11 protein-coding genes are annotated in these 12,201 nt (G+C 43.4%); 5 read left to right on the top strand and 6 right to left on the bottom strand.

Annotated features, from left to right (window positions below):
* Nucleotides 1-137 precede the first annotated feature (137 nt).
* The 4 genes from CXF93_RS05690 to CXF93_RS05675 all read right to left on the bottom strand — a co-directional run bounded on the left by CXF93_RS05690 (nt 138) and on the right by CXF93_RS05675 (nt 4,857).
* Complete coding sequence (locus CXF93_RS05690; RefSeq protein ID WP_101061447.1) at nt 138-1,748, bottom strand: BCCT family transporter; 1,611 nt, start codon at nt 1,746-1,748, stop codon at nt 138-140.
* A gap of 96 nt (nt 1,749-1,844) precedes the next feature.
* The gene (locus tag CXF93_RS05685) at nt 1,845-2,834 is read right to left on the bottom strand and encodes a membrane dipeptidase (RefSeq protein ID WP_017220579.1); all 990 of its coding nucleotides are present in this window, start codon (nt 2,832-2,834) and stop codon (nt 1,845-1,847) included.
* Between the two features lie 70 nt (nt 2,835-2,904).
* On the bottom strand, nt 2,905-4,368 hold the full coding sequence (locus tag CXF93_RS05680; RefSeq protein WP_017220578.1) for an aldehyde dehydrogenase family protein: 1,464 nt from the start codon (nt 4,366-4,368) through the stop codon (nt 2,905-2,907).
* A gap of 99 nt (nt 4,369-4,467) precedes the next feature.
* Nucleotides 4,468-4,857 carry a RidA family protein gene (locus tag CXF93_RS05675; RefSeq protein WP_369832195.1) on the bottom strand — a complete coding sequence of 130 codons (390 nt, stop codon included), beginning with the start codon at nt 4,855-4,857 and terminating at the stop codon, nt 4,468-4,470.
* Nucleotides 4,858-5,040: 183 nt separating this feature from the next.
* Between CXF93_RS05675 and CXF93_RS05670 the strand changes: the two genes are divergently transcribed.
* Nucleotides 5,041-5,934 (top strand): LysR family transcriptional regulator, encoded by an 894-nt coding sequence (locus tag CXF93_RS05670; protein WP_017220576.1) that lies wholly within the window; start codon nt 5,041-5,043, stop codon nt 5,932-5,934.
* Nucleotides 5,935-5,996: 62 nt separating this feature from the next.
* On the opposite strand, the gene CXF93_RS05665 is transcribed toward CXF93_RS05670, so the two are convergent.
* A complete protein-coding gene (locus tag CXF93_RS05665; protein ID WP_017220575.1) occupies nt 5,997-6,461 on the bottom strand; it encodes an NfeD family protein in 465 nt (154 codons plus the stop codon).
* A 32-nt stretch (nt 6,462-6,493) separates the two neighbouring features.
* Nucleotides 6,494-7,468 carry a slipin family protein gene (locus CXF93_RS05660; protein WP_101061445.1) on the bottom strand — a complete coding sequence of 325 codons (975 nt, stop codon included), beginning with the start codon at nt 7,466-7,468 and terminating at the stop codon, nt 6,494-6,496.
* Nucleotides 7,469-7,797: 329 nt separating this feature from the next.
* Between CXF93_RS05660 and CXF93_RS05655 the strand changes: the two genes are divergently transcribed.
* From CXF93_RS05655 to CXF93_RS05640, 4 genes are all read left to right on the top strand, one after another.
* Nucleotides 7,798-8,724, top strand: coding sequence for an acyltransferase (locus CXF93_RS05655; protein ID WP_101061444.1), 927 nt, complete (start codon nt 7,798-7,800; stop codon nt 8,722-8,724).
* A gap of 303 nt (nt 8,725-9,027) precedes the next feature.
* Complete coding sequence (locus tag CXF93_RS05650) at nt 9,028-10,008, top strand: tripartite tricarboxylate transporter substrate binding protein (RefSeq protein ID WP_101061443.1); 981 nt, start codon at nt 9,028-9,030, stop codon at nt 10,006-10,008.
* A 70-nt stretch (nt 10,009-10,078) separates the two neighbouring features.
* Nucleotides 10,079-10,582, top strand: coding sequence for a tripartite tricarboxylate transporter TctB family protein (locus CXF93_RS05645; RefSeq protein WP_101061442.1), 504 nt, complete (start codon nt 10,079-10,081; stop codon nt 10,580-10,582).
* Between the two features lie 10 nt (nt 10,583-10,592).
* Nucleotides 10,593-12,128, top strand: a complete 1,536-nt coding sequence (locus tag CXF93_RS05640; protein ID WP_101061441.1) for a tripartite tricarboxylate transporter permease — start codon at nt 10,593-10,595, stop codon at nt 12,126-12,128.
* Nucleotides 12,129-12,201 lie beyond the last annotated feature (73 nt).

The raw sequence follows: 12,201 nt of genomic DNA, 5'->3' as shown, positions 1-12,201 counted from the left end.
CCATTTTAATTATAATTGTTTTAATGAGGCGGCTTGCTAACCGCCCTGCTTCACATTTTGTCGCTACTATCTACTTATAAACTATCCACTTATAAACTGGCCGAGTTACCGACCTTCCATGTTATAAATAGACTGGTCTATAAACCTTGGTCTTTCGCCATTTTCATCGCGATCTGTGGCGCGTTCCAAAGTGATGGCAATAAGATGAGAGAAACCGGTACTGCAGTAATAACAATGAACGATTGCAGTGCAGATATACCTCCCGAACCAAGTGAAATAAGGATCAAGGCTGTAATTCCCATGATGATGCCCCAGAAAGCACGGATAAATGCATTCGGCTCAGCGTCACCACTAATCACCACACTAATGGTGTAAGTCATCGAGTCACCCGTCGTCACGATAAAGATCGTCGTTAAGATCAGGAACAAAATCGAGGTGATCATAGGGAACGGTAATTGTGTTGTCACCGCAAGCAGCGCACCTGGTAGATTAAACCCTTCAAATGCAGAACTTACTGAACCCGGTTCTGCTATTTCAAACGCTAAACCCGAACCACCGACGATAGTGAACCAAAAACACGTGGTGAGCGGCGCAATAATACTGATGGTGGTAACGAGTTGTCGAATTGTTCGACCACGTGAAATACGCGCGATAAAGATTGCCATCATCGGGCCATAACCTAAGAACCAACCCCAGAAGAATACCGTCCACCAGCTCAACCAGCCTTCATCACCACGGTATGTAGCCATAGGTATGAAGTTATCGACCATGCTACCCACACCTTGGATATAACCATTAAAGATAAAGTTAGTTGGACCAAAAATAAGAATGTAAACCATCAACACACAAGCCAGAATGACGTTGTAGCGACTGAGCATTTGCATACCACGATTCAAACCACTTAGCGCTGAGAGCGTATATAATGCAATCGCAAATAAGATAATAATAAGCTGTGTAGTAAAACCATTAGGGATCTCAAACAAGAAGTTGAGAGCATAACTCACCTGCAAACCAAGGAAACCAATAGGACCAATGGTGCCAGCAGCAACCGCGACGATACAACACGCATCAATCAAGGCGCCAGTGTGGCCAGTGAGTACGCGGTCACCAAAAACAGGGTAAAGCAAAATACGCGGTTTAAGCGGTAAGCCTTTATCGTAGTGCAAATGCATTACCACGATAGACGTCAAGCTACCGACAATCGCCCAAGCCAGAAAACCCCAGTGCATGAACGATTGTGACAAGGCATTAACAGCCTGTTGCTGAATATTATCTTGTGCACCATACAAAGGTGGTGGACTCACAAAATGCGCAATAGGCTCTGCCGCAGCCCAAAACACACCACCACCTGCAAGTAGAGTACAAAAGATAATAGCCATCCAACGGAAACCATCCATTTCAGGCTCAGGAAGCGCGCCTAAAATAACTTTCCCCGTACGACCAGCGGCTAAACAAATACCAATCAAAAAAGTTAATAACAACAAAACTTGCCAATAGGGGCCAAAGACTTTTACAGCCCACAAGAACCCGCTATTCACAAGGCTAGACAATAAGGCTTCATCGAATAACGCTAATAGTACAAAGGCAGCAAGAAAACTACCGCTGTACCAAAAAGCTGGGTTACTAAAACCCAATTTATCCGCTGTAGACTTATTCTCATTTACTGCGCTATCACTTGATGAGCTTGAGGTATTACTACCATCACTGTTTAAGCTCGCCGCTTTCGCGCTTTTGGTTAAATCTGACATGCTCTGACTCCAGAGGTATGCTTTGCAACTGCAAAGGTGTGTTTACGCCAGCCCTGTCGATTAAGGGTGGGCTGACGTTCTATGTGTCGTAACGACTTACGAAATAGGCTCTAATCCTTGCTTTAAAAAGTTAAACCAATTCTCGCCTAATACTTGCCCCGCTTCAGATTCTGAAAATCCGTAGCGCATTAATCCGTTATATATATTCTCCATGCCTGCGCTGCCGCAGAACCAAGGCAATGAATCAGGCCATCCTGAATTACTTGCCGAACCTTCACCATAATCCATGGCTTTAGACCAACGTCCATTACGCATCCATTCCAATACCGCTTGCGGTTGGTTTAGACACAGATCACTACCAATACCAAGATGATCAATGCCCACCATGTCGGCCGTTTTCGCGACCATCTGGCAAAAATCATCCAAAGTGCACTGGCTACCATTGGGTAGGTGAAATGGGTACAAACTAAATCCCAATAACCCGCCACGCGCTGCTAACGATTTGATCACCGTATCCGACTTGTTACGCAGTGCTTCAAACGCAAACGTCGGATTGGCATGACTGATACAAATTGGACGTGACGAAAGGTCAATCGCTTCAAGTGTAGATCGCTCTGCACTGTGTGACATATCGATGATCATGCCAACGCGGTTCATCTCTGCAATCGCTTGCTTACCAAAACGGGTAATACCATTATCATTTTTCTCATAACACCCAGTCGCCAGTAAGCTTTGGTTGTTATAAGTCAATTGCATAATAAGCAGACCTTGTTGACGCATTACTTCAATCAAACCGATTTCATCATCAATCGATGAACAGTTTTGCGCGCCAAAGAAAATGCCCACTTTGCCTAACGCCTTGGCTTTCTCGATATCAGCAACAGAGTGGATAGGCATAATCAAGTCGGCATTTTGTTCAAACCTTAAATTCCATTCAGCAAAACGGCTTAACGTTTCACGCGCAGTCTCGTGATAGACAATCGTCGCGTGAACAGCTGTAATGCCACTGTTTTTTAATGTCTGGAAGTATTCTCGATCCCAATTGCAATACTGCAACCCGTCAATCACAATCCTTTGGCTATACATACCGACTCCTTCATTATTCATCTGAATTTTATTAACTTGGCTATGCTTTCGATACCGCTTTCAACCGAACTTAATAAGCACGTTGATAAGCAGTCTTCACCACGGTATAGAATTCTTTTGCATATTGGCCTTGCTCACGCGGACCAAAGCTTGACTCTTTACGGCCACCAAACGGCACATGGTAATCCGTACCAGCAGTCGGTAAGTTAACCATCACACAACCGGTTTGTGCTTGCTGTTTAAACAGCGTACTCGTACGTAGACTTTGGGTGATAATGCCGCTGGTTAAACCAAAGCGGGTATCGTTTGTTGTCGCAATCGCTTCTTCTAAATCAGCAACACGGATCACACTCGCCATCGGCGCAAATACTTCTTCTTGATTCACCGACCAATCATTTTTAGTATTAATAAACAGTGTAGGCGACATGTAGAAACCTTCATGTTCCATGCTTAAACGTTCACCACCAAAGGCCAGTTCGCCGCCACTTTGACGTGCTGTATCAATCCAAGCGAGGTTAGCGTCTAATTGCTTGCCATCAACAACAGGGCCCATAAACACGCCGTCTTCAAGTGCATGACCCACTTTCAGTTGACTCATGCGCTTAATTAACGCTTCTACGTACGCATCGTGAATACCATCCATCACCACAAGACGAGAAGACGCTGTACATTTTTGACCTGCGCCCGAGAATGAACCGGCAATAGTCGCTTCAACAGCAATATTAATGTCGGCATCATCAGCAACAATCAAGGCGTTTTTACTGCCCATTTCTAACTGGCAACGCACAAAGTTTGGCGCTGTTGCAGCAGCAATTTTACGACCTGTATCAACAGAACCGGTGAAGCTCACGCCGTTTACTTCCGTTGAATTAATTAATACATTACCGACTTCAGAACCGCTACCCAGTACCAGGTTAAACGTACCTGCTGGTAAACCTTGGCGATGAATGATTTCTGTTAATGCCACTGCACTGGCTGGCGTTAGGTTGGCCGGTTTCCAGATAACACTGTTACCAAAGGCTAATGCTGGGGCGATCTTCCACGCCGCAGTTGCCGTTGGGAAGTTCCACGGGGAAATAATAGCAACAACACCCACAGCTTCACGCGTTACTTCAACCGTCACACCAGGTCTAACTGACGCGGCGCTATCACCGATTTGGCGTAATACCTCAGCTGCAAAGTACTGGAAGAATTGGCCAGCACGATAAATCTCACCACGGCCTTCTAGGAATGGTTTACCTTCTTCACTTGATAGTAAGCGACCCAGTTCATCACAACGTGCAATCAGCTCATCACCGATACCTTGTAGTACCGCTTGTTTTTGTTCTAGTGGGGTCTTTTCCCATGTTGGTTGAGCATGTTTTGCCGCCGAAATAGCCTGATGTACTTGCGCCGTACTTGCTTGTGCAAAATTACCCAGGTTTTGGCTGATATCTGACGGGTTAATGTTAGCGACAGTGCTAACACCAGCTTGCCATTCGCCGCCAATATAAAGTGAGCTTTCTGCTTGAATGCGTTGAGTTTGAGTTGTCATGTGACTTTCCTTGTTTCGGCGATACATTAAGTAATTTAGATTACATTCGTGAGTATAGTTGATCTTTTATTTTGCTTTAATTTTGCTTTAATACTGCGTTCACGATTCACTGACCGCAGCATAAACGACGAACTCGACCAGCATCTCTTCACGTGCCAGTCCCGCAACGACCATGGCAGCGCGATTGGGATAAGGTGCATCAAAATATTCGGCATATACTTTATTCACCGTTGCTAGATATTCACGGTCAGTGACATAGATTAAGACTTGCAGTACTGAACTAAGCGACTCGCCTGCACATTCTAATGTGTGGACCAGGTTATCAAAGGTTTGGCGAGTTTGTGCTTCAATGCCACCCGCAACAACTGCCCCAGTTTGATCAATCGGGATCTGCGCAGTATATAAAGTGCCATTATTTACAATCGCCCATTCGAGTGGCGCTTTAGACGCAAATAATTCAGTTTTTACCGGGTAGCTTTGAGTTGTCATGTTTATATCCATTTGTAGCTGCTTTGTTTCAATGTTGTGAATATTGCCATTTGACTCTTGATAAATCTAACGGTAAATTCTGTACGATTGATAAGAAAAACTTATCACCCCATAAAAGCGTGATCACGACATACTTTTTATCAAGACAGGCTTTATCACAACATACTTCATAGGCTATTAAAGATGGATATTAAAATACAACAATTGCGACATTTCGTTTTAGTGGTCGAAGAAGGTGGGTTCCGCGCAGCATCAAGCAGAGCGAATCGCTCTCAAGCGGCATTATCAACCTCTATCAAAGAGCTTGAACGTACCTTAGAGCAACCGCTATTTGAATCGGGCAACAAGTCAACGCTCACGCCCTTTGGTCAAATATGCTTACCCAAAGTCACCCAATTTCTGCATATTTATAAAACATTAGATAATGACTTACGGGCAGCAGCAGCAGGCCAACAAGGTCGCGTGCGTATTGCTAGTGTGCCCTCGGTAGCGGCGAAGCTCATTCCTAACGTACTGGGACGGTTTTGTAAGGACTACCCCAATGTCGAGGTCAGTTTAATTGATGATAACGCGGCTGGCGTCGAAGCCAGATTATTGTCAGGCGAAGTAGATTTAGCGTTGGGGAATTGTGCCAATTTAGACGCTGCAGCAGTTGATTTTACACCACTGATTTCAGACCCAATTGGGGTGGTATGCTTAAAGGATAATCCCATTGCACGTAATATTAACGGTATTGAATGGCGGGCATTATTGGATCAGCCATTTATTCATAACGGCACCTGTACACTGCTAGAACCAACCGCAGCAAGGGTGCTTATTGATAAAGCGCTTTACTCGGTAGAGAATATCACCTCTTTATTCTCTGTATTAAAACTGGGAATTGGCATAACCACACTGCCTAAATTGGCCTTTCCCAATAATGAAACAGACCTAGTGTGGTTACCCCTTATCGACCCACTGCTAGAACGAAAGATGGGCATCTTTCGACTTGCAGAACATACTATCTCTCCTCAAGCACAAGCGTTTTATGAACTGTGTATTAAACATCTCATCTGCTCGGATGAGTTAAGTCGCTGATAAATGCATCGAGCTTTTACTCTAGGCATTATCTAGCTCATGTTATAAATAATCTCTAGTCACTACTCAACGATTAGAATGTTGCCATCGACTGCAACGATCTTAACCCGTAGACCAACGTCAAGGAGTTCAACCGTTGCGGTTTCACTTAACCGCGCATTCCAATTAATACCGGAATGACGAACCTTACCGCCGTTCATCGTGACAACTTCGCTCACCGGTACGGTTTGTCCTATCATGTCGCTACTGGTATCTTGTACCAACCGATTGCCCTGAAATCGCTTAAGCGGTTGCCATAATAATAGAGCTACCACGCCAGACAATAGGCCTACCGATAATACTTCAAACTCCCAGCCTTGGACTATGCCAGTACTAACCAATACCCCAGTGATCAGACAACTAAGACCAAAAAACAGTAATGGCCCGCTTAACCCCGTCACACTCAACTCAACAATCAATGCTATCGCACCAATAATATAAAGTAATTGATCGTGATGGTTCTGTAAGTAGTTAATTAATGTATCCATTTAGTAAACTCCATTGATAGAAGACAAACTCACTATTCAGATAACTTCAGTGCGCTTGAAACGGCAATCGCTTGAGCAACCGTATTACCAATATTATCGCCCGTTTTACCATCGGTTAAAATCACAGAACCTTCAGATGCAATGGCTTTATGCGCAGCAATGGTATCTTGTGCTAATGTCAAACGCACCGCTTGCTGACCTTCAGCAGTGATAGCTGCAGCACCAATTACATTTAGCGCATTAGAATCCGCGTCGGCCACTAATCGAATCGCTTCGGCTTTACCCGTCGCTTCTAATATTTGTGATTCTTTACTTGCTTCAGCCGCCAGTACTTGCTCTGCTTTAGCCGCTTCTGCATCTAATACACGGGCTTGTTTCAAACCTTCAGCTTGCGTGATCGCAGCAGTCTTAACACCTTCAGCCGTGAGGATCACAGAACGTTTTTCACGTTCTGCCGCCATTTGTTTTTCCATGTCTTCTTTAATTGAAATAGGCGGTGTAATGTCTTTAATCTCGTAACGTGTTACCTGCACACCCCAAGGTTGAGTCGCTTCTGTCATCGACGCTAAGATAGATGCGTTAATGTTATCTCTGTTTTGGAAACACTGATCGAGTTCCATCGAACCAATAGCATTACGCATTGTTGTTGTCGCCAGCTGTACTACCGCTAATTTATAGTCGGTAATATTATTAGTCGCAGCCGCCGCATCAGTCACTTTCATGAATAAAATACCATCAAGTTCCAACGTAATATTATCTTTGGTGATAGCCAGTTGTGACGAAATATCTAACGACTGTTCTTTTAAGTTACGATCTGCAGCAACGCGCTGTACAAAAGGCACAATAAAGTTAAGCCCAGCTTGCAATGTGCCGCTGTAACGTCCGAAGGTATAGATGACGTAACCTCGGTTTTGCGGAATGAATAATATGCTTCTTTGAATAGTAAAGATGACGACAATAGCAATCCAAAGCCACGGGGTTAAGAGTATATCAATTGCAGTATTCATAAATGCGCTTCCTTAATGATTAAAATAAAAAATACTTTTTAAGTAATGGCTTACATCGAATTTAAATAAAAAATATATAACTGATCATAGAATAAATGATTACTGACGAGGAGACAGTGTTTATATTAAATTATCGTTGTGGTTTCAATATTTACCTCAAAAGTGTGACTTGAAACCATCGTATGTTTTATGTATTAGCCGTAACTGCTCCGACCTTTAGGCGTATACGCTCATTTTATTCGTTATGCGATAGTTTAATATTGAGTAGTCTGAGGCTGAACAGTAGTATAGGGACTCTATTTTTCGCACATCACTGTTTAGGAAGTATCATGTCATTTGTACGAGGCTGCTTAGCGTTTGTATTGTGGTTTATAAATTTATTGTTTTGGGTCATCCCAATCATTGTTTTAAGCCCTATTAAATTACTGCCAATTAAAAAACTACAATCAATTTGCTCTGCATTGTTAGTTTTCTGTGCCAGTAGTTGGATCCGCGTTAACGTAATAATCGAACGCCTTATACACCCAGTTAATATTCATCTTCACAGTGCTGATATCGAACTGTCTGAAAAAGAATGGTACATGGTACTTGCTAACCATCAATCTTGGGTTGATATCTTGATCTTACAACGGGTATTAAATAAAAAGATCCCCTTCTTAAAATTCTTCTTAAAGAAAGAGCTTATCTTTGTGCCTTTTTTAGGCATGGCTTGGTGGGCGTTAGATTTCCCATTCATGCGTCGTTATACCAGCGCACAATTAAAGAAAAACCCCAAATTACGCGGTAAAGATATCGAAGTAACCCGTAAAGCCTGTGCTAAATTCAAATCAAGCCCAGTTAGTGTGATGAATTTTGTTGAAGGCACGCGCTTAACCGCCGCGAAACATGGCAAACAAAGCTCGCCGTTCAAACATCTGTTAAAACCAAAAGCGGGAGGACTCGCGTTTGCACTTTCTGCATTAGGCGAGCATATTCACAAAATCGTTGATGTTTCGATTTATTACTCAGGCCAGACGCCAAGCTTTTGGCAATATCTGTGTGGTGAAGTAAAAGATGTTCACGTACATATCCGCGTGGCTGATATTGATGTCAAAATGCGTGGTGATTATCAAAAAGACCGTGCATTCAAAATTGGTTTTCAGCAGCACTTAACGCAAATGTGGACAGAAAAAGATGCCATTCTAGAATCAATGGCACAGAGTGACAGCACAATCACCAATAAAAGTGCTCCTGTAGTAAACAGTACCAGTAGTTAATTTTGCTCACTACAGTTTAAAAAATTCGTAGAGAACACTGATTTGTAAAAGATATAAAAGCCGCCTCATTTATTTATATATAATAAAAGAGGCGGCTTTTTTATATCCTCTATTAATCTAAACCCCGCTGTGAACTTTATGAACAAAACGACCACAACGTCGTTAATTGCCATTATTTACAGTTTCCATCCCGTCACAACAACACCGCCAACATTAACGTAACATCACTCCCCATTGGTGTTAACCATTAATACCAAACATTAGCTATTTAACTAATAACAATAAACACAAGGAATGGATACCATGCTAAAGCAATTTAGGAAGCGTGTAGCCTCATCACTTATCGTGGCAAGTATTGCAACACTCTCATCAGCAGCTTGGGCTGCTGATTTAGAGAAAATTCACTTTATTGTACCTGGCGGTGCTGGCGGTGGTTGGGACATGACAGCCCGAGGCACTGGCGATGTATTAATGAAGGCTGACTTAGTGAACAAAGTCTCTTATCAAAATCTTTCTGGTGGCGGTGGCGGTAAAGCGATTGCTCACATGATTGAGACTGCGGCTCGTCAGCAAGACACTTTAATGGTTAACTCGACACCGATTGTGATCCGTTCTTTGACTGGTATTTTCCCACAGTCGTTCCGTGACCTAACGCCCGTTGCAACAACGATTGCCGATTATGGCGCAATTGTTGTTGCAGCAGATTCTAAATTTGAAAACTGGTCACAAGTTGTTGCCGCATTTAAAGAAAACCCACGAAAAGTAAAAATTGCCGGCGGTTCTGCGCGCGGTAGCATGGATCATCTGATTGCAGCAGCGGCATTTAAAGGCGAAGGTTTTGATGCCCGTAAAGTGCGCTACATCGCTTATGACGCTGGCGGTAAAGCAATGGCAGCAGTATTGTCAGGTGAAACACCACTACTTTCAACCGGTCTAGGTGAAGTACTGGAAATGTCTAAAAGTGGTCAAGTACGTATTCTTGCTATCACAGCACCAGAACGTCTAGCTGCAGCGCCAAATGTACCAACGCTTACCGAGATGGGTAACGACACCGTATTTGCTAACTGGCGTGGATTCTTTGCTTCACCGGGTATCAGTGATGCGAAAGTTGCAGAGTGGAACAAAGTATTAAGTGAAATGTATAAGACTGACCAGTGGGCTACAGTACGTGACCGTAATGGTTGGATTGATAACTACAAAGCAGATAAAGACTTTTATGCATTCTTAGAACAACAAGAACTGCAAATGGGTGCCTTGATGCGTGAGTTAGGTTTCTTAAAATAAACTAATTCATCCCCATGATACAGCCACAGTAATCACATTCACTGTGGCTTTCTTTTAAATCGGAGCATCCATGCAATCAACACCTTTACCACGCTTAAACCGAGACCGAGTCAGTGGATTAATATTCCTCCTGGTCTGCTTAATCTACGGATACCAAGCTACCCAAATTCAGCTTTTCCCTGGTGACGAATACGAGGCCTTTACGGCACGTACTTTACCTTATTTACTTACCGCCGGTGGCATCATCATGTCACTGCTGCTTATCGTCATGTCACCCGTGACAGCTTCGAGTACTAATGCTTGCGCACAACAAGCTGCTGATGAAAGCAGTTTAGATTGGCGTCTACTCGGCGCATTCGTTGCCTTAATGACCGCGTATGGGATCGGCTTAACTTGGCTCGGATTCGTCTTGGCAACCAGCTTATTCTTATTAGTCGGTTTTTGGCTACTTGGCGAACGCCGCAAAGCGGTATTGTTTGGTGCATCTTTCCCTTTTGTAACTGTGTTTTGGTTACTACTGACCAAAGTTCTGGATATTTATCTTGAACCTGGTTACCTCTTTTTAAGCTTGTAGGACGATAATTATGTTAGATGGAATTTTAGCAGGCTTATCCACAGCAATCATGCCAACCAACTTAATGATGGTTATGGTCGGTTGTTTTGTTGGTACATTTATTGGTATGCTACCCGGTCTTGGGCCGATTTCCGCGATTGCGTTAATGATCCCCATTACTTATGGTTTAGACCCTTCTTCGGGCATGATCTTAATGGCTGGCGTTTACTATGGTGCCATTTTTGGTGGTTCAACATCATCGATTCTCATCAATGCGCCCGGTTGTTCGTCCACCGTGGTCACCGCATTTGATGGTTACCCCTTGGCTAAAAAAGGCCAAGCCGGTAAAGCATTAGCACTTGCCGCCTATGCATCATTTACTGGCGGTACTCTGTCTGCAATCATGCTATTAATCGCCGCACCCGCGTTAGCCAAAGTATCATTAAGTTTTCAATCATCGGATTATTTTTCCTTAATGCTAGTTGGTCTATCTGCCGTTGCTGCATTTGCGGGTAAAGGTCAGGTATTAAAAGCCTGGATGATGACGATTTTTGGTTTAATGCTATCAACAGTCGGTATTGATAAAGGCATTGGCGTTGAACGTTTCACCTTTGGCTTAACTGATTTGATGGATGGTTTTAGTTTCTTATTATTAGCGATGGCTACTTTTGCCCTCGGGGAAATATTATTCAGTATTTTAAAACCTGAACCAGATACATCAGCAGAAGAAAACAGTGCCCTATCTGAAATAGGTAGCATGAAGGTAACTAAAGAAGAATTCAAAGAAGTCGCCCCCGTGGCAATTCGTTCTTCTATTCTGGGTTTCTTTGTCGGGGTATTACCGGGTGCAGGCGCAACGATTGCGGCATTCCTAAGTTATGGCTTAGAGCGTAACCTTGCCCCTAAAGATAAACGTGATGAATTTGGTAAAGGTAGTATTCGTGGTCTAGTAGCGCCGGAAGCCGCGAACAATGCCGCATCAAGTGGTTCATTTGTACCACTATTAACCTTAGGTATTCCAGGTTCTGGTACCACAGCGATTATGCTGGGTGCAATGATCTCTTACGGCATCCAACCTGGCCCACGCTTGTTTGTCGATAACCCAGAGATTTTCTGGTCAGTGATCATCTCAATGTACTTCGGTAACCTAGTATTGATGGTGTTGAATCTACCGCTGATCCCGTATATTGCGAAACTATTAGCCGTGCCAAGAACAGTGTTACTGCCGATGATTATTTTCTTCTCAATCACTGGCGTGTATCTGGTTTCGTTTAATACTGTTGATGTGTTTATCATGATCTTAGTGGCGGTGATAGCGATATTCCTCAGGCTCGCGACCTTCCCCTTAGCACCGTTATTACTGGGCTTTATTCTGGGTGGTTTGATGGAAGAAAACCTACGCCGTTCATTAATGATCAGTGATGGTGAGTTAAGCTTCTTATGGGAACGTCCAATAACACTGACTTTCACTGTCATTTCAGCCTTAGTACTGATCACACCTTTACTACTGACCGCGTTTAACCGTCGCAGAGCAAAGAAGTCAGAATTTGTCGATGACTGTGATTAACAATACGGTTTGATCGGTAACGGAAACAAAAACAGCGCTCTAAGCGCTGTTTTTTTTCATCAATAAAATAGTC

The sequence above is a fragment of the Moritella sp. Urea-trap-13 genome (assembly GCF_002836355.1).
Lineage (GTDB): Bacteria > Pseudomonadota > Gammaproteobacteria > Enterobacterales > Moritellaceae > Moritella.
Note: the sequence above shows the minus strand (reverse complement) of the source record. Positions and strands in the feature narration are given on the sequence as shown.